This is a genomic window from Leifsonia sp. 1010 (genome assembly GCF_031455295.1).
In the GTDB taxonomy this organism is placed as follows: Bacteria; Actinomycetota; Actinomycetes; order Actinomycetales; family Microbacteriaceae; genus Leifsonia.
Genome location: NZ_JAVDSL010000001.1, coordinates 1,316,536 through 1,340,441 on the forward strand (window position 1 = coordinate 1,316,536; position 23,906 = coordinate 1,340,441).

Consider the following 23,906-nt stretch of genomic DNA (forward strand, 5'->3'; position numbering starts at 1 on the left):
CGATGGCCGGAGAGCGGCAACTCTCCGGCCATCCACACCTTCAGTCGTTCCGTGAGGAACCTGCGTCAACAGTCACCGAGGGCTGTCTTCAAGGATATCCCCGTCGGTGGCTGCCTACCTGAAAGAGAGAAGCCACCATGGCAACCGCAAACGGTCCGGCGCTCGCCGCCGACCACCTCGTGAAGACGTATCCGGGAGGGCGGGGGAACCCTCCGCTCCGCGCCCTCGACGACCTCGGCTTCGAAGCCGAGAAAGGCACCGTGTTCGCCCTGCTCGGCCCCAACGGCGCCGGCAAGTCGACGACCATGAAGATCCTGTCGACGCTCACCCGCCCGGACTCGGGAACGGCCTACGTCGCGGGAATCGATGTCGCGCGTCATCCGGCACGCGTGCGCCGAGCCCTCGGGTTCGTCGCCCAGAAGCCGGTCTCCGATCCGATGGACACCGGAGTGGAGAACCTCGTGCTCGCCGGCCGACTGCAGGGCATGTCCGGCCGGGAGGCCGCGGCCCGCGCACGCGAACTGCTCGACCGGTTCGGCCTGACCGATCACGCCCGCCGTCAGGTCAAGACGTACTCGGGCGGCATGGCGCGAAAGCTGGATGTGGCGATCGGCCTCATGCACCGGCCGGAGGTGCTGTTCCTCGACGAACCGACCACCGGCCTCGACCCGGAGGCGCGCGCCGAGCTCTGGCTGGAGCTGGAGCGGATGACCACCGCCGAGAACCTGACGGTGCTGCTGACGACGCACTACCTCGACGAGGCAGACCGCCTGGCCGACCGGCTGGCGATCGTCGACCACGGCCGGGTCGTCGCCGGCGGGACTCCCGAGGAACTCAAGAACGACCTCCGCGGCGATGCCGTGATCGTCGAACTGGCCGGCGACGCGGATCCGTTCGCGGGGCTCACCGCCCTGCAGCGGGTGGATGCGCTCCGCGAGGTGGGCGGAGACGGCCGCACCCTGCGCGCCCGCGCCGACAACGGCGCTGCGACGCTCCCTCTGGCACTCGCCGCGCTGGAGGCCGCGGGCGTCGCCGTCGCCTCCGCCACTGTCGCCCGACCGAGTCTGGACGACGTCTACCTGCGGCACACCGGCCGCACATTCACGCGGGCGCAGGAGTCCGCCGAGTTCGTCCTGGAGAACGCATCATGACCACGACCGCCCTTCCCGCATCCCGCCCGCAGCGGCGGAACGGCCCCACGTTCCTGACGCACACGCTGCTGCTGACCGGACGGCAGCTGCGCGCCGCCTGGCGGATGCCGGCCTTCCTGGTGATGAACCTGGTGCAGCCGGTGATCTGGCTCCTGCTGTTCGGTCAGCTGTTCAAGTCGGTGATCGACATCCCGGGCTTCGGCGTCGGGCAGAGCTACCTGGAGTACCTGACGCCCGGCGTCGTCATGATGCTGGCGTTATTCGGGTCTGCGTGGTCAGGGACCGTCTACATCCAGGACATGGATCGCGGCGTGATGGACCGCTTCCTCACCTCGCCGACGAACCGCGGGGCGATGATCGTGTCGACGCTCGTGTACCAGTCTCTGCTCGCGGTGGTGCAGTCGCTGGTGGTGGTCGGCATCGCGTTCTGGGCAGGGGCTCGCTTCGAGGGAGGTGCCGTCGGCATCCTGCTCCTCCTCCTCGGAGTGGTGCTGCTGACCGCGGTCTTCTGCTCGCTGTCGAACGCGGTCGCGCTGCTGGCTCGTGAGCAGACGGCGCTGATCGGCATCTCGCAGCTCATCACGCTGCCGCTGATGTTCCTCAGCTCGGCGATCATGAACACGAAGCTCTCGCCGGAGTGGGTGCAGAACGTCTCGGCCTACAACCCGTTCGAGTGGGCGGTGATCGTCGGTCGCCAGGCGCTCAGCGCACATCCCGACTGGGCGACACTGTGGGCGCACGCCGGTCTGCTGGCGGCACTCGCGGTCGTCATGGCCGCCTGGGCGACCAGCGCCTTCCGCGTCTACCAGCGCTCCGCCTAGCTCCCAAGCCGACAGCTCCTGAGTTTTTCGCGTTAACGGGGTCGAAAACGCGGAAAAACTCAGGAGCTGTTGGCTGGGCTGCGGGGCGGGGGCGAGGCTCAGAAGAGGTCGGGGGAGGGAGCGCTCGCGTAGCGGATCGAGACGTCGGCGTGACGGTCGAAGCGGTAGCCGACGCCACGGACGGTGCGCACGATGTCCTCGTAGCGGCCGAGCTTCGCGCGCAGACGGCGCACGTGCACGTCGATGGTGCGCTCGTTCGGGATCTCGTCCTCATCGGCGCCGCTCCACAGCGACGAGATGAGCTCGGAGCGCTCGATGGTGCGGCCCTCGCGCAGCACGAGGTACTGCAGCAGCTCGAACTCCTTGTACGTGAGCGCGACGGTCTGGTTGTCGAGCACGAGACGCTTCCGCGAGATGTCGACCACGACGCCGGATGCGGCGCGGTCCTCATCCTCGTCGACGGTGACGGCGTGGCGGTGCTTCGCGATGGCGGCCGGGTCCTGCAGGGCGAGGCGCACCACATCCACGTCGCGTCCACCGGCGCCGGCCGGGGCGAGGGCGACGGCGGCGTAGGTCTCGGCGGTCGGGGCGATCTCGGCGGTGAGGCGCTTCAGCGCCTCCACGATGCGACCGAGGTCGGTGCCTGCGGCGGCGGCCTTCGCCTCGTCGATGCCGACGTAGAGCACGAAGCCGCGGGCCTCGGTGCCCTCGGGGACGGCGCGGATACGGGGGGCCGGCTCAGCAGCCGGTGCGGGCGCCGGGCGGACCGGGCTGACCGGAGAGACGGCGGAGGTGCGGGGGAAGGCGGTGTCGACGGTGGCCAGAGACATGGGAATCGAGTCCTTAGTGATGATGTTCCGGATCCCGATGCGATGAGGCTCCGCGGGTACGGCGGAGTGCGGGGATTTCCGGGGAATGTCGTGTTGTGTGCCCCTAGACGGTGGGGCGGATGCGCGGGAGCGTGAGTGTGGCGCTCCCGGGGAGCGTGCGCCCGGTCACGACGAGATGACGTCGGAGGGCTGCTGCTCGGCGAAGGGTCGTCAGATCAGCGACACATTCGGCAACACATGACGGAGTCGCGGCCGGCCATCATCATGCCGGCATCCCCAAGGGCCTCGAAGGAGGTCAGGGTACGCGAGTTGTCAGTCATGCAGGTTAGTAAAACCGACGATGACTCGACGTGTCAAATCATTACGCAATGTTTCGTGCTGGCTAGACCGTGCCGTAGAGGCGGTCTCCGGCGTCTCCGAGGCCCGGGACGATGTAGCCGTTCTCGTTCAGCCGCTCGTCGAGCGCGCCCAGGACGATGGTCACATTGCGGCCCTCTGTCGCCTTCTCGAGCGCCTCCAGGCCCTCCGGGGCGGCGAGCAGGCAGATGGCCGTCACGTCGACGGCATTGCGCGCGAAGAGGAACTCGATCGCTGCGCCGAGCGACCCGCCCGTCGCGAGCATCGGGTCCAGCACGAAGCACTGCCGGTCGGACAGGTCCATCGGCAGGCGCTCCGCATACGTGGTGGGCTCGAGCGTCTCCTCGTTGCGGACCATGCCGAGGAAGCCGACCTCGGCGGTCGGCATGAGCCGCACCATCCCCTCGAGCATCCCGAGGCCCGCACGCAGGATCGGGACGACGAGCGGGCGCGGCTCGCTCAGGGCGACGCCGGTCGTGGTGGTGACCGGGGTCTGGATCTCGACGGGCTGCACACGGACACCGCGCGTCGCCTCGTACGCGAGCAGCGTCACGAGCTCCTCGGTGAGCTGGCGGAACACCGGCGACGGCGTCCGCTTGTCACGGAGCACCGTCAGCTTGTGGGTGATGAGTGGGTGGTCCGCAACGTGCACTCGCATAGGCTCAAGGCTAGCCGAACCCCGAACAGCCGAACCCCCGAACGCCGAGAGGACCGCCGTGAGCCTGCCCGTGCCCAGCGACTACGAGCAGTGGATGCGGCGCGCGCTCGACGACGCCCGGCTCGCCTTCGACACGGGCGACGTACCGGTGGCCGCCCTCGTGCTCGATGAGCGCGGCGAGGTCATCGGACGGGGCCGCAACGAACGCGAGCTCCGGCACGACCCGACGGCGCACGCCGAGGTGCTGGCCCTGCGGGAGGCTGCGGCGACCCGCGACGACTGGCACCTCGAGGGATGCACGCTCGTGGTCACGCTGGAGCCGTGCGTGATGTGCGCGGGCGCCGTGCTGGCGGCACGCGTGCCCACCGTCGTGTTCGGGGCGTGGGACGAGAAGGCGGGCGCCGCGGGATCGGTGTACGACGTCCTGCGCGATCGCCGCCTCAATCATCGCGTCGAGGTGTTCGCGGGCGTGCTCGCGGAGGACTGCGGCGAGGTGCTGCTCGACTTCTTCCGCGCAAAGCGCTGAACGCTCGGCGCTGAACGCTGGGTGCTGACGGCACGACCCGTCAGGCGGGAAGGCGCTCCAGCCACTCGGAGAACGCCGCGCGCGACGCCTCCTGCATCCGCGCCGAGTACGCCTCGCGGTCGCGCCGCAGGGCGTCCGGGTCGATGGCCAGCTCATCCAGCTCGTTGTATCCGTCCGCGACCCACGCCTCGTGCATCTCGTCCGTGACCTCGGGATGGAACTGCACGGCGAGCGTGAAGTCGCCGATCGCGAACGCCTCGTTGGAGTAGTCGCTGGAGGAGGCCAGCAGCGTCGCCTGCTCGGGCAGCTCGAATGTGTCGCCGTGCCACTCGACGACGGGAACACCGTCGAAGTGGCGGATCGGCGAGTCCGCGCCGGCCTCCGTCGGCTCGACCCGGCGGTAACCGATCTGGGTGGTGTCACCCTTGTAGACCCGCTCGCCGAGCGCACCGGCGATCAGCTGAGCGCCCAGGCACACGCCGAGCACGGGCCGCTCCGCGCTGATGCGCTCGCGCAGCAGCTCCTTCTCCTGCTCGAGGAACGGGAACCGGTCGGTCTGGTAGGCGCCCATCTCTCCCCCGAGGACGACGACGAGGTCGGCCTCCGCCGGGTCGATCGCCGATACGTCCTCGGTGGTCACATCCACGATCCGCAGGTCGTAGCCGTGCTCGGTGAGCACAGGGCCGATGTTGCCGAGGTGGATGCTGGGGTCGTGCTGCAGGATGACGGCGGTGCGGGTCACTCGAGTCCTTTGATCACGATGGTGTCGGTGGCGGGAGCGGCGTCGTTGGGGTCGACCCAGACATCCGGCTCGATGTAGATGACGCGCGCGGCGGGCACGGCCTCCCGAATGCGGCGTTCGACGACGTCGATCGCGGCGGCGACATCCGCCAGGCGATGCTCGCCCGAGAACGCCAGCTTCGCGGCGACCATCAGCTCGTCCGGGCCGAGGTACAGGGTCTTCATGTGGATGATGCGCTCGACCTCGGGGCCGGCGGTCACCGCGCCCTCGATCGCGGCGAGATCGGCGTCCGACGCACCCTCGCCGACGAGCAGGCTCTTCGTCTCGATGCCCAGCACGACGGCTACCGCGACCAGCAGTGCGCCGATGAAGAGGGTGCCGATGCCGTCCCAGACGCTGTTGCCCGTGATGATCGTCAGTCCGACGCCGATGAGGGCGAAGACGAGGCCGGTGAGTGCCGCAACATCCTCCAGCAGGACGACGGGGAGTTCGGGAGCCTTGGCGCGGCGGACGAACTGCGGCCACGACATCCCCTTTTTGTGCGGGCGGGACTCGTGGACCGCGGTGCGCAGCGAGAAGGACTCCAGACCGATGGCGATGAGCAGCACCAGGATCGGTAGCCAGGCGTTCTCGAGCGGATGCGGGTGGGTGAGCTTCTCGATCCCCTCGTAGATCGAGAACACGCCACCGACCGAGAACAGGATGATGGAGACGACGAAGGCGTAGACGTAGCGCTCGCGCCCGTAGCCGAACGGATGCTCGCGGTCGGCCTTGCGGCGCGACTGCCGCCCGCCGAGCAGCAGGAGCAGCTGGTTGCCCGAGTCGGCGACCGAGTGCACGCCCTCCGCGAGCATCGACGACGAGCCCGAGAACGCCCACGCGATGAACTTGGTCAGGGCGATCCCCAGGTTGGCCGCGAAAGCAGCGATGATCGCTCTGTTACCGCCGGATGCGCTCATGCCCTTCATCCTAGGATGGCCGCATGGACGACGCGCAGAACGTGACCCTTCCGACCATCGCGATGCTCGGCGCGGGCTCCATGGGCCGCGCGATCCTGAGCGGTCTGCTCGCGCCCGGCGTGCAGGTCGCCGGCATTCGGGTCACGAACCGGTCGGAGGCGCGGGCGGCAGAGCTCGCCGGGACGCCGGGCGTGACCGCCTACGCGACGGAGACGAAAGCGGACGCCAACCGGCTCGCCGTCGATGGAGCGCAGGTCGTGATCGTTGCGGTCAAGCCGGCGATGGTCCGGGAGCTGCTGGCGGAGATCACTGACTCGCTGGCACCGGGGACCGTCGTGGTCAGCGTGGCGGCCGGGGTCACCACCCAGACGATGGAGTCGCTCCTGCCGGACTCGGTTTCCGTCATCCGCTCGATGCCGAACACCCCCGCCGTCGTCGGTAAGGCCGTGACCGGCATCAGCGCGGGTTCGCGCACCGACCCGGAGGATCTGCAGGTCGTGCGCGCCCTGTTCGAGACCGTCGGCGAGGTCGTCGAGGTCCCGGAGTCGCAGCTGGATGCGCTAAGCACGATCTCGGGATCCGGCCCCGCGTACGTGTTTCTCCTCATCGAGGCGCTGACCGAGGCGGCCGTGCAGAAGGGCTTCACGCCGGAGCAGGCGGCGACCCTGGTCAACGGGACGTTCCTCGGGGCGTCCGAGCTGCTCGTCTCCTCCGGAGAGGACCCGGCGGAGCTGCGCCGCCGCGTCACCAGCCCGAACGGCACCACCGAGCGGGCGATCGCCGTGCTCTCCGAGGCTGACCTCCCGGCCCTCTTCGCCCGCGCGACCGACGCCGCCCTCGCCCGAGCCCGCGAACTAGCCGCCGGCTGACCCCCGCCCCTCTCTCAAGCCAACAGCTCCTGAGTTTTTCGCGCGAAACGCCGCGGCCCGCGCGAAAAACTCAGGAGCTGTTGGCGTGGGCGCGCGCGAGGGCTCGGCGGACAAGCATCACCGCTCGAGGGACGGGCTCGCGCACGTCGGCCGACGTGATGAAGACGGTGTCCCATCCCGCGCCGGTGAGCCGCTCGCGCCGGTTGATGTCTTCTTGGTAGGTCGCCTGATCGGTGCGGTGATGGTCACCTAAGTACTCGATCGCAATCCGTTCGATCGGATACGCAAGGTCGACCATGGCGACGCGACGTTCGCGATCGAAGACCCGGTAGTTCAGCTCCGGTTCGGGTAGCCCGGCATCCACGAGCATCAGCCGGAGCCGGGTCTCCTGCGGGGACAGCGCTCCGAACCGCACGAGCTCGATCGCCTGTCGGAGGCGTTGGACACCGGGCCGCCGACCATGATGGCGGAGTGCCCGCTCGAGGTCCTCTCTCGTTCCGTGGGCCGTGTCGCCTGAGTACGGCTCGTCGCCCGTGACGATGTAGTCGCCGATCACGACGAGCTCGGCGACAGAGAGGGTCGATGACAGCTGCGCCCAGGCGTCCTCAGCCGAGAAACAGCGCAGCTCATCCACGCGCGTGATGCGGTGTCCTGCGGGACGGAGCTCGTGCGCGGCGACTCCCTTCATCTGCGGCGGCTTCGTGGGTGTGAACGTCGCGACATGCACGTCGTCGGGAACACGCGAGCGCGATAGGGGGAGGCCGTGGATCAGTGCGGCGGAATGGTGGCTGAACAGGTGCGCGTCTCTCTCGAGCAGCGCGTAGGCACGGCACTTGGCGAGATGGTCCGTCAAAACGCCCGATCGCGCTCGCACTCCGCGGAACGGTCGTGTGGACGCATCCCGATACAGCCGCGTGCGCGACATGCCCGATTCCAGCGCCGCGCGAATGGTGAAGCTCTCCTGCATCCGGACATCATCGCCGCCCGCCGCCGGCCCGAAGCACTTATGCACACCCCAGCCAACAGCTCCTGAGTTTTTCGCTCGATTGGCGCGCGAAACGCAGAAAAACTCAGGAGCTGATGGCTTGTGTCTGGGGGGAGGGGTCAGGCGTCGAGGGCGGCGAAGCGCTCGATGTCGGCGGAGGCGCCCGAGACGATGACGAGGTCGTGGTCGGAAACGACCGTGTCCGGCGTCGCGTAGGTGAACGGCTTGCCGGGGCTCTTCACGCCGACGACCGTGATGTTGTACTTGGAGCGGACACCGGATGCGCCCAGGCGCAGGCCGCGGATCGGCTTCGGCGGGTACATCTTGACCAGCGCGAAGTCGTCGTCGAACTCGATGAAGTCGAGCATGCGGCCGGACACCAGGTGCGCCGCCCGCTCGCCCGCCTCCGCCTCCGGGTAGATCACGTGGTTGGCGCCGATGCGCTCCAGGATCTTGCCGTGCGACTTCGAGATCGCCTTAGCCCAGATCTGCGGAACCTTCAGGTCGACCAGGTTGGCCGTGATCAGCACGCTCGCCTCGATCGACGACCCGACGGCGACGACCCCGATGGAGAAGTCCTCCGCGCCGATCTGCCGCAGCGTCTCGATGGAGCGCGCGTCGGCCTGCACGGTGTGGGTGACGCGGTCGGCCCACTTCTGCACGAGGTTCGCATCCGTGTCGATCGCGAGCACCTCGCGGCCGAGGCGGTCGAGCTGTCCGGCGGTGGCGGCGCCGAACCGCCCGAGTCCGATGACGAGGACGGGCGCGTTGTGTCTGATCCGGTCAACCAACGAGCGGCCTCTCCTCCGGGTTGTGGTACAGCTGGCGGCGTTGGCTCTGGGCCAGCGCCGCGGCGAGAGTCACTGTACCAACGCGCCCGCAGAACATCGTCGCGGCCATGACGTACACCCCGGCGTCCGGAAGACGCTCGGTCAGACCGGTGGACAGACCGCAGGTGGCGAACGCCGAGATCACGTCGAACAGCACATGGTCGAGCGGCGCCTTGGTGATCTGCAGGATGAGGATGCTCGACACCGCCACGATCGTCGCGCCCCACAGCGCAACGGCGACCGACAGCCGCAGCACGTCGATGGGGATCCGGCGGCGGAACGCATCCATCGACTCCACCCCGCGCGCCTCGGCGAAGGCGGCCAGGAAGAGGACAGCCAGCGTCGTGACCTTGATGCCGCCGGCGGTGGATGCGGACCCGCCGCCGATGAACATGAGCATGTCGGTGACGAGCAGGCTCGACCCGTGCAGGTCGTCGATGGGGATGGTCGAGAAGCCGCCCGATCGCGCCATGGTCGACAGGAAGAACGACTGGAACACCGTGTGCCCGGCATCCAGTCGGCCGAACGTCTTCGGGTTGTCGTATTCGAGCACGATGTAGAGCACGGCCCCGGCGACGAGCAGGATGACCGAGGTGAGCAGCGTCAGCTTCACGTGGATGGACCAGCGGCGACGCTTCTGACGCAGATTGGATGCGATGGCCAGGATGACCGGGAACCCGATCGCGCCGAGGAAGACGCCGATCATGAGCGCGCTCAGGAACCAGTAGTCCGTCGCGAACGCAGCGATGCCCTCCCGGTTGGGGGTGAAGCCGGTATTGGTGAACGCCATGGCCGAGTAGTAGAGCGACTCCCACGCGGCGGTGCCGACGTCGATGCCCGCGATGAGCATCCGCGGGAAGAGCAGCAGGGCGACGGCGCCCTCGATGACCACCATGCTGATCGCGACGGTGGTGAGCAGCTTGCCGACCTCGCCCAGCCGGACCGCCTGTCCTTCGGCGACCGGGCCGCCGTGCACGCGGAGCGGGTTGCTGTCGCTCGCCGCCATCAGCTTGGCGCGCAGCCCGAGCTTCCGCGAGATGACCAGCCCGAGGATGGACGCCATGGTCAGCACCCCGACGGCGCCGACCTGAACGCCGATGTAGACGAGCAGGTGTCCGAACACCGACCAGTGAGTGGCCATGTCGACGGTCGCGAGCCCCGTGACGCAGATGACGGAGACCGCGGTGAACAGGGAGTCTGCCAGCGGCGTCCACCGCCCGTTCGACGACGAGATCGGCAGCGAGAACAGCAGCGTGAAGACCAGGATCAGGAGGGCGAACACGAGGATCGCAAACCGGGAGGGGCTGCGTGCCGCGAAGCCGTTGAGGGCGGCGCGGATGCGCCCGACGGCCGACGCGGGCCGTCCGGGGACCGCCCGGGTGGTGGCGCTCATGTCTCGTCCTTCCCGTCTTCGGCTGTCGGGCGGGCTTCGGACATGGTACTGCGTCGGGGGAATGGCTAGCCTGGGGACATGGCCGACATCTTCGACGTGATCGCCGATCCGACGCGGCGCGACATTCTGCGCGTGCTGCTCGATCGCAATACGGACGCGGCGCATTCCGTGGGCGAGATATCCGTTTCCGAGATCGTCGCGACGCTCGAGCTGAGCCAGCCGACGGTGTCCAAGCACCTGAAAGTGCTGCGCGAGGCAGGCCTCGTGTCCGTGCGCGAGGAGGGTCAGCACCGCTATTACAGCCTGGACGCCCGCCCCCTGGTCGCGGTCGAGGACTGGATCATTCCGTTCACGGCATCCGACGAGGACATGGAGTTGAGCGTCCGGCTGGCGGAGGAGACGCGCGAGTTCGCGAGCACGGTCGGAAAGGTGCTCGCCGACACGCGTCACCGGGTGTCGTCGGCGACCGAGCGCGTGACGCCGAAGAAGTGGCGCAAGGACTGACCCTCCGCGAGTACGATGACCGGAAAGAGGAGGACGGACTCATGGCACACGATCTGAGGGACGTGCGCTTCCTGACGGTCGCCGAGGTGGCCGACATGATGCGCGTCTCCCGTATGACCGTGTACCGGCTCGTCCATTCGGGCGAACTGCCCGCCATCCGGTTCGGCCGATCGTTCCGGGTTCCGGAGTCCGCGGTCGACCAGCTCCTGCAGGCCGCGACGTTCCGTGAGGGCGGCGTCGCGGACTCTGCGTGACGTCAGGTAGACTGGCTGCTCGTGTCGCCGCGCGCCCCGCGGCATGCCCCCGATTCTTTGTGAGGTCCACGTGGGTTCCGTTATCAAGAAGCGTCGCAAGCGTATGGCGAAGAAGAAGCACCGCAAGCTTCTTCGCAAGACGCGCCACCAGCGTCGCAACAAGAAGTAGACCTCGAGTCTGCGGCTCCAAGCGTCGGTCCATCCGGTCCGGCGCTTTTTGCTGCGTCTAGAGTGGATCCGTGTCCAGCGTCTCCGTGACTCTCATCGGCAAGCCCGGCTGTCATCTGTGCGATGACGCGCGGGAGGTCATCCACTCGGTCATCGGCCAGCTGCCGGACGGCTCGCCCACGGTGACCGTGGAGGAGCGCGACATCCTTCAGGACGCCGAACTGCACGAGAAGTACGTGGAGGAGATCCCCGTCGTGCTCCTCGATGGACGCGTCCACACCTATTGGCGGGTCGACCCGGCACGCCTGCGCACCGCACTCCTGGAGGCCGAATGACCATCCGCCACGTCGTCTCGTGGAAGCTCGCGACCACTGACGAGTCGGAGCGCGCCGAGCAGGCCGCCGAGATCAAGCGCGGCCTGGAGTCGCTTCCCGCTGTCATCCCGCAGCTGCGTTCGCTACAGGTCGGTGTCAACGCCGTGCCGGGGGACAACTTCGACGTCGTGCTGATCAGCGATTTCGACGACCTGGATGGCATCCAGGCGTACCTCGACCACCCCGCGCATCTCGAGGTGGCGGGATACATCCGCTCCGTCGTGGGCTCTCGGGCCGCGGTCGACTTCGAGGTCTGACCCCGCAGGGCGACGCTGCAGCGCGACGCCACAGCGCGACGCCCGCAGGGGTCAGAAGACCGGCGTCTTGGTGATGTCCGCGTCGCGGCGGCGGTAGTCCTCGAGGAACTGCGCGAGGGTTCCGGCGTAGAGCTCCTTGACGAGGTCTCCCGCCTTGGCGCCGTCACGGTCCTTCGCGGCGGTGAGGATGTCGGCCAGCGCACCCGGGAGGTCGTCGATCCCGAACGGCTTCTCCCAGACCGAGATGTAGCGGAGCAGCTGCGGGCTGAGGCCCTCGCTGACGGAGGCCAGGACGTCGTTCCCGCCCGCTCGGGTCAGCTCGAGGAAGAAGTCGTTGAATGCACGCCCGAGAGCGGGGAGGTCGCGGGCCTTGGCGGACTTCTTGACCTCCTTCTGCGCTTTGTCGAGGCGCGTGACGACCGCGTTCTCGAGCTCGGGCACGTTCGCGCGAGCCGCGTGCTCGTGGAGCAGACCGGTCGTGTAGATGGCCTCGTCGATCGCCTTGAGGTCGATCGGCGCGACGCGGGTGTACCGGTTGGGCGCCATCTCAACGAGGCCGATGTCGGCGAGCTTCATCAGGGCTTCGCGGATCGGGGTCCGCGAGACGCCGAGCCAGGCGGTGAGCTTCTCGTCGAGGAGGGTCTCACCCGGCTCGAGGGTGCCGTCGAGGATGCCCTCGTACAGGCGGTTGTAGACCACATCGCGCAGCAGCCGGCGCTCGACCGGTGCGGTGTCGCTCACGGGCAGCGGCATCAGCGGGCCTCCTTCGATGACGTGCCGAACTCGTCGGCGATCGAGACGATCGACTTGTCGAACAGGTCGCCGGCGGCACGGGCGGCCTTGTCGGCCTTGCCGGAGACAGCGGCGTCGATCAGGGTCTTGATCGCGGGGAGGGCCTTGTCGAGCGGCGCGGAGGAGGGAGCGGCGTTGAGCGCTCGCTGCACCTCCGGAAGGTGTCGCTTGAGGAGGCGCGCGACGGTCGCGTTGTCGAGACGGCGGACGAAGACACCGAGGAAGCCGTCGGCGGAGAGCCCGGTCCGGACGGCCTCGGATGCGTCGCCGGAATCGAAGGAGCGGAGCGTCTCGCGGTCGCCCTCGGTGAGGAGCGGCGTCGCGTCGCGCACGACACCGGCGACGAGCACACCGACGGTGGTGAGCAGTTCGCGGAGCCGGCGCGACTCGATCGGCGTGACGCGGGTGCGTCGCTGGGGCAGGATCTCGACGAGGCCCATGGCCGCCAGCTGGTTGAGCGCCTCACGGACCGGGGTGCGGGACACCCCGACCCAGCGTTCGATCTCGGCGTCGTAGAGCTGCTCGCCGGGGAGCAGGTCGCCGTCGACGATGGCGTCGAGCAGGCGCAGGAAGACTTCGTCTCGGATCAGCCGCCGGGGGCTGGCGGCTCCGGTCACGGGCACGGGCATAGTTGGATGTTACATCCAGGTGGATCGGTCATCGGGCTGATGTACTGAGTGTCGAAAGCGCGCATTGCGTGCTCTATTTATCTGGTGGAGCGGCTCCTTCGTCGGCCGGCGTCCATGCAGTCCCCATCCGCTCCCCAACGGGCGCACAGCATCGCGGGCGTAGGCTGGCTCCGTGAGATCAGCCCCGACCGCTCGGCGGGATACGGGCGTTACGGTGCTCGTGGCCGAGACCGCACCGCTCGACGACGTCCGCCAGCTCATCCCGTTCCTCGACTCCCGCGCACCCCTGCTGTGGCTTCGCAAGGGCGAAGGGATGGCGGCGATCGGGGAGGTGCTCCGGCTCGACTTCACCGGCCCGGACCGCATCCAGGAGGCGTCCGCCGCCTGGCGGGCCACCGCGGCCGCCGCGGAGGTCGACGACACCGTCCGCACGCCCGGAACGGGTCTCGTCGCATTCGGCACTTTCGCGTTCGACGACGAGAGCACGGCGACGAGCACGCTGATCGTGCCGGAGGTGGTCATCGGCCGTCGCGGAAGCCGCAGCTGGATCACCCGCATCCGTCGCGCCGACGCACAAGCTTCGGCATCGCTGCCGCGGCCGACCGCGTTCGGCGACGAGTACCGGCTCGCCCTCCTCCCTGGTGAGCTGGGCGGCGATGGCTACCGTTCGGCTGTGGCGGCCGCGGTCGAGCGCATCCGCGAGGAGGATCTCTCGAAGGTTGTGCTGGCGCGCGACCTCCGCGGCCACCTGCCGGTCGAGTCGGACCTCCGCCGAGCGCTGGTCGAACTCGCGCTCGGCTACCCGGACTGCTGGACGTTCGCGGTGGACGGCCTGGTCGGCTCGTCCCCCGAGACGCTGGTGCGCGTCCACCACGGAACGGTGACGGCACGGGTGCTGGCCGGCACGATCTCGCGCGGCTCCGACGCCACCCTCGACGCCGCCGCGGCCGCCGAGCTGGTGGCCAGCGCGAAGGATCAGGGCGAGCACCGCTTCGCCGTGACGAGCGTGATGGATGCGCTCCGCCCGCACAGTGCGGACCTCGCCGCGAGCGACGAGCCGTTCACGCTCAAGCTGCCCAACCTGTGGCACCTCGCGACGGACATCGCCGGGATGCTCAGCGACGGATCCAGTTCCCTCGACCTCGCCGCCGCGCTGCACCCGACGGCCGCGGTCGCCGGGACGCCCCGCCGCGAGGCGCTGGAGCTGATCCGCGAACTGGAGCCGTTCGACCGCGGACGTTACGCGGGCCCGGTGGGCTGGGTCGGCGGGGACGGCGACGGTGAGTGGGCGATCGCGCTCCGGTGCGCGCAGGTGACGCCGAGCGGTGACCTCACGGCGTATGCGGGTGCCGGCATCGTCGCGGACTCCGACCCCGAGCGGGAGCTCGCCGAGACGACGATGAAGTTCCGGCCGATCGTGGAGGCGTTCGGCTGAGCGGCATCCCTGCGCTCGTCTGACTCCGGCGGTCAGGAGTCGGCCAGGCGGCGCTTCTGCTCCTGCACGTTGTAGTCGGGCATCGGCCACTCGAGGTCGAGCCCCTGGAGTGCGCGGATCAGCAATTGCTGGACGGCCACGCGGGCGTACCACTTGTGGTCGGCGGGGACGACGAACCACGGCGCCTCCGCCGTGCTCGTGCGCTCGAGGGCGATCTGGTACGCCTCCTGGTAGTCGTCCCAGCGGAGCCGCTCGTCGACGTCTGCGGGGTTGAACTTCCAGAGCTTGGCACGGTTCTCGAGCCGGGCGGCGAGGCGCTTCTTCTGCTCGGCCTTCCCGAGGTGCAGCATCACCTTGACGATCGTGGTGCCGGAATCGGCCAGCTCATGCTCGAATCCGGTGATCGCGCCGTAGCGGCGCTCCAGCTCCTCCGGCGGGGCGAGCTGGCGCACACGACCGATCAGGACGTCCTCGTAGTGGGAGCGGTCGAAGACGCCGACCTGGCCGGCGGCCGGGACCTCGCGCCAGACGCGCCAGAGGAAGTCGTGCGAGAGCTCCTCCGGGGTCGGCTTGCCGAAGCCCGCGTAATGGACGCCGCCGGGGTTCATCGCTCCGATGACGTGCGAGACGATACCGCCCTTCCCGGCCGTGTCCATCGCCTGGAGCACGAGGAGGACGGACAGCGGGGCGCCCTCCCTGCCGCACGCGAACAGCTTCTCCTGCAGTTCGGCGAGCACGTCCTTGCCCGCCGAGAGCGCATCCTTCCCCTCGTCCTTGCCGCCCGCGAAGCCGGGAGTGCCGTCGGTGGGCTGGTCGGCGAGGCGGAAGCCGGGTCTCACCCGGAGCAGCTCGGAGGGATCCGTCGTCCAAAACGTGTCGTGGGACACCGTCGCTCCTCACCCGTGAGGCGGCCGTCCGCCCCGCGATCTCTGGGATCGCCATGGTAGTCCCGCTGGTTCAGATGTGGTCTAGCCGTGGGTCGGCGCGCAGCATTACGGTGTGCGCGATGAGAGGCGGCTGAGATGGGCTCTTTCTGGAATGTGTTCTTGTACGTCTTCTGGATCTTCGCGTTCGTGGCATTCGTGATGATCCTGTTCACCGTGCTGGTGGACCTGTTCCGCGACAGCGCGCTCAACGGATGGTGGAAGGCCCTGTGGGTGATCTTCCTCATCTTCGTCCCGCTGCTCTCGGTGCTGGTGTACCTGATCGCGCGCGGACGGGGCATGGCGGAGCGGAGCATGGCGCGTCGCGCGCAGGTGCCGGAGGACGACGACTGGGGAGCGAGGCCGACGGCATCCGCGACTCCGGCGGCCGACATCCAGCAGGCGCAGGCCCTGCTTGACCAGGGCGTGATCTCGCGGGGCGAGTTCGACGCTCTTCGGGCGAAGGCGCTGGGACAGCGGTTCTGATGGCCGGATGCGCGCTGTTGCGCCGGGTCGCCTGGCTGACCGTTCGGCGTGCATCCTGTCGTCGGCATGCACCCGCTGACGGCGCAGCCTAAGCTGGTGGGGTGAGTAAGGCCGACCTCAGCAAGCAGCCCGCGCAGGTCGCCGCCATGTTCGACCAGGTGTCGACGCGCTACGACCGGACCAACAACGTCCTGTCGGTCGGCAATGCGGCCCTCTGGCGCGTCGCGACAACGCGTGCGGTCGCCCCGCGCGCCGGCGAGACGATCCTCGACGTCGCGGCCGGGACGGGCACGTCGAGCGCCTCCCTCGCCCGCAACGGGGCCTCGGTCGTCGCCGCCGACTTCTCGGCGGGGATGATCGATGTCGGCCGGCAGCGTCAGTCCGGCAATCCGTTCATCCGTTTCGTCCAGGCCGACGCGATGGACCTCCCGTTCGACGACGACACCTTCGACGCGGTGACGATCTCGTTCGGCCTGCGCAACATCGTCGACCCGAAGAAGGCGCTCGCCGAGTTCTTCCGTGTCGTGAAGCCCGGCGGCCGCGTGGTGGTGTGCGAGTTCTCCCAGCCGCCGCTCGCTCCGGTTCGTGCCGGATACTCGGCCTACCTCAAGTTCGGCATGCCGATGCTGGCGCGTGTCGCCAGTTCGAACCCGGCCGCCTATGAGTACCTCATGGAGTCCATCCAGGCGTGGCCGGACCAGCGGGCGCTCGCCGGGTGGATGCGCGAGGCCGGTTTCGAACGCGTCGCGTACCGCAACCTGACGGCCGGCATCGTCGCTCTGCACCGCGGTTTCAAGCCAGAGCGCCAGGCAGCGCCGGTGGCGCCGGTGGAGCCGGTCGCGGCGACGCCCGCCGTGAATGCGCAGCCCGAGGCGCCGGCCGAGAAGCCGGCTGCCCCGACGAAGCCCAAGGCCGCTCCGAAGCCGAAGGCCGCTGCGACGAAGGCGAAGCCCGCTGCGGCGAAGCCCGCCGCTGCGAAGCCTGCCGCTGCGAAGCCTGCCGCTCCGAAGCCTGCCGCCGCCAAGCCCACGACGCCGAAGCCCGCGGCACCCAAGCCGAAGCGCTCGACCTCCGCCGGCTCCGCGTCGCGTCCGGCATCCGCCGGACCCGCCGGCTCCGAAGAGTCAGCGTCCACCATCCCGTCCGAGGGGGAGTAGTGCCACGAAGTGTCCCGGCTGTGCGGCGCCCGTCGCTGACCAGCCAGCTCGGCTTCACCGAGCGGATCTTCCTCCGCGGTGACGACCGCGAGCTCGCGAACGCCGTCGACGCCGGTCTCGCGCAGGTCGAGGAGAGCCTCCACCGCGAGATGCACTTCGCGGACAACCTCGCCGACGTGACCGCCCGGTACCTCCTCGAGGCCGGCGGCAAGCGGGTCCGTCCCATGCTGACGCTGCTGGCCGCCCAGCTCGGCGACGGCACGAACGCCGACGTCATCCAGGCGGCCGAGGCCGTCGAGATCACCCACCTTGCCTCGCTGTACCACGACGACGTCATGGACGACTCCCAGATGCGCCGCGGGGTGCCGAGCGCGCAGTTCGTCTGGGGCAACTCCGTCGCCGTGCTGACCGGCGACCTGCTGTTCGCCCGCGCCAGCAAGCTGGTCTCCGCGCTCGGTGAGCGCGCCATCCAGCTGCAGGCCGACACGTTCGAGCGGCTGTGCCTCGGCCAGCTTCACGAGACCATCGGACCCCAGGAGGGCGAGGACCCGATCGAGCACTACATCGGGGTGCTCGAGGACAAGACCGGCTCCCTGATCGCGGTCGCCGCACAGATGGGCGTGCTGTTCTCGAACGCTCCGAAGGAGTTCGAGCAGCCCGTCGTGGTGTTCGGCGAGAAGATCGGTGTGGCCTTCCAGCTCATCGACGACGTCATCGACCTGTCGTCGGAGGGGGTGGCCGAGACCGGCAAAACCCCTGGCAACGATCTGCGCGCCGGCGTCGCGACCCTCCCCGTCCTGCGCCTCCGCGAGCGCGCCTCCACCGACCCCGAGGCCGCGGCCCTGCTCGAGCGTCTCGAGCGCGACGTCATCGGCTCGGCCGAGGACGGCGAGGTCACTCCCGCCGCCATGGAGGCGATCGCCGCGCTCCGTGAGCACGATGTGACCCGCCAGACGCTGGAGGAGGCGCACCGCTGGGCGCGCGAGGCGGTCGAGGCCCTCGAGCCCCTTCCGGACGGCCCGGTGAAGAAGGCTCTGATCCGGTTCGCGGACACGATCGTCGAACGCTCCAGCTGAGCGACCAGTAACCCCAGAAGGAATCAACGAATGACCAAACTGCGACTGGCCATCGTCGGCGCCGGACCGGCGGGCATCTACGCCGCCGACATCCTGCTGAAAGCGGAGCGGGGCTTCGACGTATCGATCGACCTGTTCGAGCAGCTTCCCGCCCCGTACGGCCTCGTCCGCTACGGCGTGGCCCCCGACCACCCGCGCATCAAGGGCATCATCACCGCGCTGCGCGAGGTGCTGGACAGCGGTGACATCCGGATCTTCGGCAATGTGCAGTACGGCCGCGACATCACGCTCGACGACCTCAAGCGCCACTACAACGCCGTCATCTTCGCCACGGGCGCCGTGCGCGATGCCGACCTCGAGATCCCCGGCATCGAACTCCGGGGTTCGTATGGTGCGGCCGACTTCGTCAGCTGGTTCGACGGGCACCCCGATGTTCCGCGCACGTGGCCGCTCGACGCGACGTCCGTCGCCGTCATCGGCAACGGCAATGTCGCGCTCGACATCTCCCGCATGCTCGCGAAGCACGCGGACGACCTCCTGCCGACGGAGATCCCCGACAACGTCTACGAGGGGCTCAAGAACTCGCCGGTCACGGACGTGCACGTCTTCGGCCGTCGCGGCCCGGCGCAGGTGAAGTTCACGCCGCTGGAACTGCGCGAGCTGGGCGAGCTGCGCGACGTCGACATGATCCTCTACGACGAGGACTTCGACTACGACGAGCAGTCGAAGGCGGCGATCGCGAGCAACAAGCAGGTGATGGTCATCGACCGCGTGCTGCAGCAGTGGCGGCAGCGCGAGGTCGGCAGTGCGTCGCGCCGACTCCACCTTCACTTCTACGCGAAGCCGCTCGAGGTCGTCGGCGATGAGAACGGCCACGTGCGCGCCTTCCGCTGGGAGCGCACCGAGCCGGACGGCGAGGGCGGCGTGCGCGGCACGGGGGAGATCCGGGAGCTCGAGATCGACGCGCTCTACCGGGCCGTCGGCTACTTCGGCTCGCCGCTGCCCGGCATCCCGTTCGACCGGAAGCACGGTGTCATCCCGAACCACGAGGGCCAGGTGCTGCGCAAGGGCGATAACGAGCGCATGTACGGGGTCTACGCGACCGGATGGATCAAGCGGGGGCCCGTCGGGCTCATCGGTCACACCAAATCGGATGCCATGGAGACGATCAAACATGTCATCAACGATCAGGGAAACTGGTGGTCGCCGTCCGACCCCGACGAGCAATCTGTGGAGAACCTCCTCCACGAGCGGGGTGTGGAGTACACCACGCTCGACGGCTGGCACAACCTCGACGCGTACGAGCAGTCGCTCGGCGCCGAGCGTGGCCGGGTGCGAGTGAAGGTCGTCCCCCGGGACGAGATGGTGCGGGCCTCCAACGGGGAGCCGGTCGGCAGCGGCCCGGCGAGCGGGCAGGCCGCCGAGTAGGCGTGCCGGCGGCATGGCGAACGCGCGCGAGTGGGTCCCCGACGTCCTCGGGGAGCCGTTCGAGCAGCTGACGCTGCCACTGCAACCGGATGCGGAAGGCGACGTCGTCGCCACTCTGGTCCGGTACTCGCCGCCGCCGCGCCTCCACCTGCATCGTCGGCCCGCGGCCGACACCGACGTGCTGTACGTGCACGGCTGGTCGGACTACTTCTTCCAGACCGAGCTCGCCGAGTTCTGGAACGACCAGGGCGCGCGGTTCCACGCGCTCGATCTGCGCAAGTACGGCCGTAGCCTCCGGCCGGGGCAGACTCCGGGGTTCGTGGACGACCTGGCCGTCTACGACGAGGACATCGCGGCGGCCCTCGACGCGATCGGCCACGGCGAGGCGCCGACGGCGGACGCGGCACACCGCCCGCGGTCGCGCCGCCTCATCCTGCTGGGCCACTCGACCGGCGGCCTCACCCTCAGCCTGTGGGCCGACCGCCACCCCGGTCGAGCGGATGCGCTCATCCTGAACAGTCCCTGGCTCGAGTTCCAGGCCCGGTCGGCGGGTCGCGCCGCGCTGACGCCGCTCATCGACCTGCACGCGCGCATCGATCCGAAGGCGGCGATGCCCAACGTCGACCTGGGCTTCTACAGCCGGACGGTGTCACGCACCATGGACGGCGAGTGGGACTACGACCTGGCCTGGCGCCCGATCCGCGGCTTCCCGGTCCACCCCGCCTGGCTGGTGGCCGTTCTGGCCGGGCATGCGCGGGTCGCGGCCGGTCTGCACATCGACGCACCCGTGCTCACCCTGCTGTCCGAGCGTTCGACGCTGCTGCCGCACTGGACCCCGGACATGCTGACCTCCGACGTGGTGCTCGTCGTCCGCGACATCGCCCAGCGCGCGCTGCAACTCGGGCCGACGGTCACCGTGTCGTGGCTGGAGGACGCCCTCCACGACGTCTTCCTGTCGCGACCTCCGGTGCGTCAAGCGGCGTACGCATCCATCTCGCAATGGATGCGCGGGTACCTCAGCGGAAGTTGACGAACTGGACGGCCACGTCCAGGTCCGCGTTCTTGAGCAGCGCCATGGTGGCCTGCAGGTCGTCGCGGCTCTTGGAACTGACGCGCAGCTCGTCGCCCTGGATCTGCGATTTCACGCTCTTGGGCGCCTCATCGCGGATCAGCTTGTTGATCTTCTTCGCCGCATCCTGCTCGATGCCGTTCTTGAGTCCGACCTCGATGCGGAACTCCTTGCCGGACGCGTACGGCGCCCCGGTGTCGAGCGACTTGAGGGTGATGCCGCGCTTGATGAACTTCGACTCGAGCACCTCGAGCACCGCCTTCACGCGCTCCTCGGTGTTGGCCTTGAGCAGGATCTTCTCGCCGCTCCACTCGACGGATGCGCCGACGTTCTTGAAGTCGTAGCGCTGGTCCACCTCTTTGCGGGCCTGATTGACGGCGTTGTCCGCCTCCATCTTGTCGACCTTGCTGACGACGTCGAACGAGGAGTCTGCCATGGTGTCCGTCCTTCCCGTAGTGAGCTGCTCCCAGTCTACGAGGCGGGGGCGAATCCCTCCGCGGTAGGGGTCTGACCGGTACTCCCGGGGGACGCGCGGAGGGCACTCCGATTCCTATCGTCGGGACCATGGACGCCATCAACGACTTCATCGCGGCAGCGGCCGCCTCTCCGTGGGTCTATCTCGTCGTGTTCGCGGTCGTGCTGGTGGACGCCTTCTTCCCGCCCGTTCCGAGCGAGTCGGTCGTGATCGGCGCCTCTGCTGCGGCGGTCGCCGTCGGCATCCCGAACCTGCCCCTGGTGCTTGCATGCGCCGCGGCGGGGGCGGTCGTCGGCGACAACCTCACCTTCGCGCTCGGGAGGACGCTGGGGCTCGACCGGTTCCGGGTGCTGCGGAGGCCTCGGATGGCCGCCGCCGTGGAGCGCGCACGGCGCGGCGTCCATGCCCGCGCCGGCGTGCTCATCCTGTCGGCGCGGTACGTCCCGGTCGGCCGGGTGGCCGTGAATCTGGTGGCCGGCGCCTCCGGACTGGCCTGGCGTCGGTTCGTCGGGCTGTCGGTGATCGCGGGCGTCTCGTGGGCGCTCTACTCGGTTACAGTGGGGGTGGTCGCGGCCCAGTGGCTGCACGGCAACGCGTTCCTCGCGATGGTCGTCGGCATCGCGATCGGAGTCGGCACGGGGGTCGTGGTGGATGCGCTCCTGCGCCGCGCCGCTCGCCGGCGGGGATTGCGGGAGGGCGACGAGTCGTCGTCCGTCGTCTCATCCGAGCCCGAGCACGCCGGAGCGCGAACCGCCGCGCTGGAGGGAGAACGCCGATGACCGCGAACAGTCTCCCCACCACGGCACGGGTGGACCGGTGGCTCCTGGTGCTGTGGATCGCCGCCGCGGCGGCGTCTGTCGCCATCGTCGCGGTGTCCGCTTCCCTCGCTGCGGCCGTCTACGGCGTGCAGGTCGCCCTCGCCCTGCTTCTGGCGCTCCTCCAGGGCGCGTCCATCGTCGGGGCTCTGCTCTGGCCGCGCGTCGCGGCCGCTGCCGCCGCTGTCGCACTGCTCGGCTTCGCCGTCGCCACACCGGCGACGGCGACCGCTCCGTGGCCGGTGTCGGCCCCATCCATCGTCGCGTTCTCGGCCACGATCGCACTCGTCGTCGTCCGGGGCGCCTGGCGTCCCGGACTGGGGGCGTGGGTCGTCGCGGTCGCGGGAGTGGTGATCGTCGGAGTCGTCGGCGGAGCGGCGGCAGGCGCGGCCAGCGGGGTCGACGGCACCGCGACGGCCGACCTGATCGTGTTCGCGTCCGTCAGCGGAGCGGTGCTCCTCGCGGCGCTGCTCGTCTCACGCTGGCAGGACGTTCGCCGCCAGTTGGTGCGCGAACGCCAGACCTCCGCGGGCGAGCTCGCGCGGCGTGAGGTCGCGGAGGAGCGGACGCGCATCGCGCGCGAGCTGCACGACATCGTGGCGCACGGGATGTCGGCGATTCAGGTGCAGGCGTCGAGCGCGAAGTACCGCATCCCCTCGCTTCCGGACGAGGCGGTCGCCGAGTTCGACGACCTCGCCGCGACCGCGAGGACCGCGATGGGCGAGATGCGGCGACTCCTCGGGGTGCTCCGCAGCGACGACAGCGGGGTGGAGACGGCGCCGCAGCCGGGCGTGACGGACATCCCGGCGTTGGTCGCCGATGCGGCGCGGCGCGGACGGGTGGAGCTCGTCGGCGCCGACGTCGACACGAGCGGCATGGACGCGATCACCTCCCTCGCCGCCTACCGCATCGTGCAGGAGTCGCTGAGCAACGTCGCGCGGCACGCGACCGACGCCGCCACCGTGGTCCGCCTGGACCGGGTGGACGACTCGCTCGCGATCGAGGTGCGCAATGCCCCGGCCCCCGGTCGCCCCGCCTCGCCGCCTGCTCCCGACGGCGGAGGGCACGGCATCCGCGGGATGCGGGAGAGAGCCGAGCTGCTGGGCGGCACGCTGACCGCCGCCGCCCAACCCGACGGCGGGTTCGTCGTGCGTGCGGTCCTCCCGCTCGCCGGGAAGAATGGGACGCCGTGACGATCTCCGTGCTCGTGGTCGACGACCAGGCGATGGTCCGCGCCGGCTTCGCCGCCATCCTCGCCGCTCAGGACGGGATCGACGTGCTCGGCCAGGCGTCGGACGGCGCTGAGGGTGTCGAACTGGCGCGCCGGCTGCGACCGGATGTCGTGCTCATGGACGTCCGGATGCCCGGCATGAACGGCATCGACGCGACGCGCGAGCTCGTCCACCCGTCGCGCGGCGAGCCGCATCGACCGCTCGTGCTCGTGCTGACCACGTTCGACGCCGACGAGTACGTCTACGACGCGCTCGCCGCCGGGGCGAGCGGGTTCCTGCTCAAGGACGCGCCGCTGGACGACCTCGTCCACGCCGTCCGTGTCGTTGCAGCCGGCGAGGCGCTGCTCGCCCCGCGCGTCACCAAACGACTGCTGGAGCGGTTCGCGACCCAGCGGCCGGCAACCTCCAGCCGTGCGCTCCTGCTCGCCGACCTGACCGAGCGCGAGCGCGAGATCCTCGTGCTCATCGGGCGGGGGATGTCGAACGCCGAGATCGCGGCGCAGTTGTTCATCGCGGAGCAGACCGTGAAGACGCACGTGAGCCGCATCTTCACCAAGCTGGGCCTGCGCGACCGGGTGCAGGCCGTGATCCTGGCCTTCGACGCCGGGCTCGTCGAACCGGCGCCGTAACACCGCTCACAGCGCTGCGCCGTTGGCGCCGCTGTGCCGTTCGCACCGCTGGGCCGCTGACGCGACCCCTACCGCAGTAGTG

At 69.5% G+C, this 23,906-nt stretch carries 29 protein-coding genes; 18 read left to right on the top strand and 11 right to left on the bottom strand.

Annotated elements, in window-relative coordinates:
• Nucleotides 1-137 precede the first annotated feature (137 nt).
• Nucleotides 138-1,151 carry an ABC transporter ATP-binding protein gene (locus J2Y42_RS06450; RefSeq protein WP_309856004.1) on the top strand — a complete coding sequence of 338 codons (1,014 nt, stop codon included), beginning with the start codon at nt 138-140 and terminating at the stop codon, nt 1,149-1,151.
• Nucleotides 1,148-1,972, top strand: coding sequence for an ABC transporter permease (locus J2Y42_RS06455; protein WP_309856006.1), 825 nt, complete (start codon nt 1,148-1,150; stop codon nt 1,970-1,972). The genes J2Y42_RS06450 and J2Y42_RS06455 overlap by 4 nt, the downstream gene beginning before the upstream one ends.
• A 98-nt stretch (nt 1,973-2,070) precedes the next feature.
• On the opposite strand, the gene J2Y42_RS06460 is transcribed toward J2Y42_RS06455, so the two are convergent.
• Both J2Y42_RS06460 and upp read right to left on the bottom strand, forming a co-directional pair.
• Nucleotides 2,071-2,802 carry a winged helix-turn-helix domain-containing protein gene (locus J2Y42_RS06460; RefSeq protein ID WP_309856009.1) on the bottom strand — a complete coding sequence of 244 codons (732 nt, stop codon included), beginning with the start codon at nt 2,800-2,802 and terminating at the stop codon, nt 2,071-2,073.
• Between the two features lie 382 nt (nt 2,803-3,184).
• A complete protein-coding gene (gene upp, locus J2Y42_RS06465) occupies nt 3,185-3,817 on the bottom strand; it encodes a uracil phosphoribosyltransferase (RefSeq protein ID WP_026307013.1) in 633 nt (210 codons plus the stop codon).
• Nucleotides 3,818-3,875: 58 nt separating this feature from the next.
• On the opposite strand from upp, the gene tadA reads away from it, so the two are divergent.
• A complete protein-coding gene (tadA, locus tag J2Y42_RS06470) occupies nt 3,876-4,343 on the top strand; it encodes a tRNA adenosine(34) deaminase TadA (protein ID WP_309856012.1) in 468 nt (155 codons plus the stop codon).
• A 40-nt stretch (nt 4,344-4,383) separates the two neighbouring features.
• On the opposite strand, the gene J2Y42_RS06475 is transcribed toward tadA, so the two are convergent.
• Together J2Y42_RS06475 and J2Y42_RS06480 are read right to left on the bottom strand one after the other, a co-directional pair.
• Complete coding sequence (locus J2Y42_RS06475; protein ID WP_309856014.1) at nt 4,384-5,085, bottom strand: glutamine amidotransferase; 702 nt, start codon at nt 5,083-5,085, stop codon at nt 4,384-4,386.
• Nucleotides 5,082-6,044 carry a cation diffusion facilitator family transporter gene (locus J2Y42_RS06480; protein WP_309856016.1) on the bottom strand — a complete coding sequence of 321 codons (963 nt, stop codon included), beginning with the start codon at nt 6,042-6,044 and terminating at the stop codon, nt 5,082-5,084. Before J2Y42_RS06480 ends, J2Y42_RS06475 begins: the two co-directional genes overlap by 4 nt.
• A 23-nt stretch (nt 6,045-6,067) precedes the next feature.
• Between J2Y42_RS06480 and proC the strand changes: the two genes are divergently transcribed.
• Nucleotides 6,068-6,913 (top strand): pyrroline-5-carboxylate reductase, encoded by an 846-nt coding sequence (gene proC, locus J2Y42_RS06485; protein WP_309856018.1) that lies wholly within the window; start codon nt 6,068-6,070, stop codon nt 6,911-6,913.
• Nucleotides 6,914-6,983: 70 nt separating this feature from the next.
• On the opposite strand, the gene J2Y42_RS06490 is transcribed toward proC, so the two are convergent.
• From J2Y42_RS06490 to J2Y42_RS06500, 3 genes are all read right to left on the bottom strand, one after another.
• Nucleotides 6,984-7,880, bottom strand: coding sequence for a hypothetical protein (locus J2Y42_RS06490; protein ID WP_309856020.1), 897 nt, complete (start codon nt 7,878-7,880; stop codon nt 6,984-6,986).
• 137 nt (nt 7,881-8,017) lie between these two features.
• Nucleotides 8,018-8,689, bottom strand: a complete 672-nt coding sequence (locus J2Y42_RS06495) for a TrkA family potassium uptake protein (protein WP_018189412.1) — start codon at nt 8,687-8,689, stop codon at nt 8,018-8,020.
• Nucleotides 8,682-10,121 carry a potassium transporter TrkG gene (locus J2Y42_RS06500; RefSeq protein WP_309856025.1) on the bottom strand — a complete coding sequence of 480 codons (1,440 nt, stop codon included), beginning with the start codon at nt 10,119-10,121 and terminating at the stop codon, nt 8,682-8,684. The genes J2Y42_RS06495 and J2Y42_RS06500 overlap by 8 nt, the downstream gene beginning before the upstream one ends.
• Before the next feature lie 78 nt (nt 10,122-10,199).
• On the opposite strand from J2Y42_RS06500, the gene J2Y42_RS06505 reads away from it, so the two are divergent.
• From J2Y42_RS06505 to J2Y42_RS06525, 5 genes are all read left to right on the top strand, one after another.
• Nucleotides 10,200-10,625 (top strand): metalloregulator ArsR/SmtB family transcription factor, encoded by a 426-nt coding sequence (locus tag J2Y42_RS06505; RefSeq protein WP_309856027.1) that lies wholly within the window; start codon nt 10,200-10,202, stop codon nt 10,623-10,625.
• A 41-nt stretch (nt 10,626-10,666) separates the two neighbouring features.
• Nucleotides 10,667-10,879 (top strand): helix-turn-helix domain-containing protein, encoded by a 213-nt coding sequence (locus tag J2Y42_RS06510; RefSeq protein WP_020075898.1) that lies wholly within the window; start codon nt 10,667-10,669, stop codon nt 10,877-10,879.
• A 70-nt stretch (nt 10,880-10,949) separates the two neighbouring features.
• The gene (locus tag J2Y42_RS06515) at nt 10,950-11,048 is read left to right on the top strand and encodes a 30S ribosomal protein bS22 (RefSeq protein WP_003792170.1); all 99 of its coding nucleotides are present in this window, start codon (nt 10,950-10,952) and stop codon (nt 11,046-11,048) included.
• A gap of 70 nt (nt 11,049-11,118) precedes the next feature.
• Entirely contained in the window at nt 11,119-11,382 is a 264-nt protein-coding gene (locus tag J2Y42_RS06520) for a glutaredoxin family protein (protein WP_309856030.1), read from the top strand.
• A complete protein-coding gene (locus J2Y42_RS06525) occupies nt 11,379-11,678 on the top strand; it encodes a Dabb family protein (RefSeq protein WP_309856032.1) in 300 nt (99 codons plus the stop codon). Before J2Y42_RS06520 ends, J2Y42_RS06525 begins: the two co-directional genes overlap by 4 nt.
• A 51-nt stretch (nt 11,679-11,729) precedes the next feature.
• Here J2Y42_RS06525 and J2Y42_RS06530 read toward each other — a convergent pair whose 3' ends face one another.
• Complete coding sequence (locus tag J2Y42_RS06530; protein ID WP_309856034.1) at nt 11,730-12,431, bottom strand: GntR family transcriptional regulator; 702 nt, start codon at nt 12,429-12,431, stop codon at nt 11,730-11,732.
• The gene (locus J2Y42_RS06535) at nt 12,431-13,099 is read right to left on the bottom strand and encodes a GntR family transcriptional regulator (protein WP_309856036.1); all 669 of its coding nucleotides are present in this window, start codon (nt 13,097-13,099) and stop codon (nt 12,431-12,433) included. The genes J2Y42_RS06530 and J2Y42_RS06535 overlap by 1 nt, the downstream gene beginning before the upstream one ends.
• A gap of 214 nt (nt 13,100-13,313) precedes the next feature.
• Between J2Y42_RS06535 and J2Y42_RS06540 the strand changes: the two genes are divergently transcribed.
• Nucleotides 13,314-14,534: an isochorismate synthase gene (locus tag J2Y42_RS06540; protein WP_309858055.1), complete on the top strand. Its 1,221-nt coding sequence runs from the start codon at nt 13,314-13,316 to the stop codon at nt 14,532-14,534.
• Nucleotides 14,535-14,566: 32 nt separating this feature from the next.
• On the opposite strand, the gene J2Y42_RS06545 is transcribed toward J2Y42_RS06540, so the two are convergent.
• A complete protein-coding gene (locus J2Y42_RS06545; protein WP_309856038.1) occupies nt 14,567-15,421 on the bottom strand; it encodes a PPK2 family polyphosphate kinase in 855 nt (284 codons plus the stop codon).
• 135 nt (nt 15,422-15,556) lie between these two features.
• On the opposite strand from J2Y42_RS06545, the gene J2Y42_RS06550 reads away from it, so the two are divergent.
• The 5 genes from J2Y42_RS06550 (at nt 15,557) to J2Y42_RS06570 (ending at nt 20,634) form a co-directional block, all read left to right on the top strand.
• A complete protein-coding gene (locus tag J2Y42_RS06550) occupies nt 15,557-15,943 on the top strand; it encodes a hypothetical protein (protein ID WP_309856041.1) in 387 nt (128 codons plus the stop codon).
• A 101-nt stretch (nt 15,944-16,044) separates the two neighbouring features.
• Nucleotides 16,045-17,100, top strand: a complete 1,056-nt coding sequence (gene ubiE, locus J2Y42_RS06555; protein WP_309856043.1) for a bifunctional demethylmenaquinone methyltransferase/2-methoxy-6-polyprenyl-1,4-benzoquinol methylase UbiE — start codon at nt 16,045-16,047, stop codon at nt 17,098-17,100.
• 20 nt (nt 17,101-17,120) lie between these two features.
• Nucleotides 17,121-18,176 carry a polyprenyl synthetase family protein gene (locus tag J2Y42_RS06560; protein WP_309856045.1) on the top strand — a complete coding sequence of 352 codons (1,056 nt, stop codon included), beginning with the start codon at nt 17,121-17,123 and terminating at the stop codon, nt 18,174-18,176.
• Between the two features lie 30 nt (nt 18,177-18,206).
• Nucleotides 18,207-19,604 (top strand): FAD-dependent oxidoreductase, encoded by a 1,398-nt coding sequence (locus J2Y42_RS06565; protein WP_309856047.1) that lies wholly within the window; start codon nt 18,207-18,209, stop codon nt 19,602-19,604.
• Between the two features lie 13 nt (nt 19,605-19,617).
• Nucleotides 19,618-20,634: an alpha/beta hydrolase gene (locus J2Y42_RS06570; RefSeq protein ID WP_309856049.1), complete on the top strand. Its 1,017-nt coding sequence runs from the start codon at nt 19,618-19,620 to the stop codon at nt 20,632-20,634.
• Here J2Y42_RS06570 and J2Y42_RS06575 read toward each other — a convergent pair.
• Complete coding sequence (locus tag J2Y42_RS06575) at nt 20,621-21,109, bottom strand: YajQ family cyclic di-GMP-binding protein (RefSeq protein ID WP_309856050.1); 489 nt, start codon at nt 21,107-21,109, stop codon at nt 20,621-20,623. The genes J2Y42_RS06570 and J2Y42_RS06575 overlap by 14 nt on opposite strands.
• Before the next feature lie 128 nt (nt 21,110-21,237).
• Here J2Y42_RS06575 and J2Y42_RS06580 point away from each other — a divergent pair, with 128 nt between their 5' ends.
• From J2Y42_RS06580 to J2Y42_RS06590, 3 genes are read left to right on the top strand one after another with little or no spacing between them, the layout of a single operon-like run.
• Nucleotides 21,238-21,927, top strand: coding sequence for a VTT domain-containing protein (locus J2Y42_RS06580; protein WP_309856052.1), 690 nt, complete (start codon nt 21,238-21,240; stop codon nt 21,925-21,927).
• A complete protein-coding gene (locus J2Y42_RS06585) occupies nt 21,924-23,156 on the top strand; it encodes a sensor histidine kinase (RefSeq protein ID WP_309856054.1) in 1,233 nt (410 codons plus the stop codon). The genes J2Y42_RS06580 and J2Y42_RS06585 overlap by 4 nt, the downstream gene beginning before the upstream one ends.
• Complete coding sequence (locus J2Y42_RS06590) at nt 23,153-23,824, top strand: response regulator transcription factor (RefSeq protein WP_309856056.1); 672 nt, start codon at nt 23,153-23,155, stop codon at nt 23,822-23,824. Before J2Y42_RS06585 ends, J2Y42_RS06590 begins: the two co-directional genes overlap by 4 nt.
• Nucleotides 23,825-23,906: the final 82 nt, after the last annotated feature.

Bases quoted from the DNA above. Each gene is read 5' to 3' on its own strand.
- J2Y42_RS06450 (WP_309856004.1), top strand. From the start codon at position 138: ATGGCAACCGCAAACGGTCCGGCGCTCGCCGCCGACCACCTCGTGAAG.
- J2Y42_RS06455 (WP_309856006.1), top strand. From the start codon at position 1,148: ATGACCACGACCGCCCTTCCCGCATCCCGCCCGCAGCGGCGGAACGGC.
- J2Y42_RS06460 (WP_309856009.1), bottom strand. From the start codon at position 2,802: ATGTCTCTGGCCACCGTCGACACCGCCTTCCCCCGCACCTCCGCCGTC.
- upp (WP_026307013.1), bottom strand. From the start codon at position 3,817: ATGCGAGTGCACGTTGCGGACCACCCACTCATCACCCACAAGCTGACG.
- J2Y42_RS06480 (WP_309856016.1), bottom strand. From the start codon at position 6,044: ATGAGCGCATCCGGCGGTAACAGAGCGATCATCGCTGCTTTCGCGGCC.
- proC (WP_309856018.1), top strand. From the start codon at position 6,068: ATGGACGACGCGCAGAACGTGACCCTTCCGACCATCGCGATGCTCGGC.
- J2Y42_RS06490 (WP_309856020.1), bottom strand. From the start codon at position 7,880: ATGCAGGAGAGCTTCACCATTCGCGCGGCGCTGGAATCGGGCATGTCG.
- J2Y42_RS06500 (WP_309856025.1), bottom strand. From the start codon at position 10,121: ATGAGCGCCACCACCCGGGCGGTCCCCGGACGGCCCGCGTCGGCCGTC.
- J2Y42_RS06505 (WP_309856027.1), top strand. From the start codon at position 10,200: ATGGCCGACATCTTCGACGTGATCGCCGATCCGACGCGGCGCGACATT.
- J2Y42_RS06510 (WP_020075898.1), top strand. From the start codon at position 10,667: ATGGCACACGATCTGAGGGACGTGCGCTTCCTGACGGTCGCCGAGGTG.
- J2Y42_RS06525 (WP_309856032.1), top strand. From the start codon at position 11,379: ATGACCATCCGCCACGTCGTCTCGTGGAAGCTCGCGACCACTGACGAG.
- J2Y42_RS06530 (WP_309856034.1), bottom strand. From the start codon at position 12,431: ATGCCGCTGCCCGTGAGCGACACCGCACCGGTCGAGCGCCGGCTGCTG.
- J2Y42_RS06535 (WP_309856036.1), bottom strand. From the start codon at position 13,099: ATGCCCGTGCCCGTGACCGGAGCCGCCAGCCCCCGGCGGCTGATCCGA.
- J2Y42_RS06550 (WP_309856041.1), top strand. From the start codon at position 15,557: ATGGGCTCTTTCTGGAATGTGTTCTTGTACGTCTTCTGGATCTTCGCG.
- J2Y42_RS06565 (WP_309856047.1), top strand. From the start codon at position 18,207: ATGACCAAACTGCGACTGGCCATCGTCGGCGCCGGACCGGCGGGCATC.
- J2Y42_RS06570 (WP_309856049.1), top strand. From the start codon at position 19,618: ATGGCGAACGCGCGCGAGTGGGTCCCCGACGTCCTCGGGGAGCCGTTC.
- J2Y42_RS06575 (WP_309856050.1), bottom strand. From the start codon at position 21,109: ATGGCAGACTCCTCGTTCGACGTCGTCAGCAAGGTCGACAAGATGGAG.
- J2Y42_RS06580 (WP_309856052.1), top strand. From the start codon at position 21,238: ATGGACGCCATCAACGACTTCATCGCGGCAGCGGCCGCCTCTCCGTGG.
- J2Y42_RS06585 (WP_309856054.1), top strand. From the start codon at position 21,924: ATGACCGCGAACAGTCTCCCCACCACGGCACGGGTGGACCGGTGGCTC.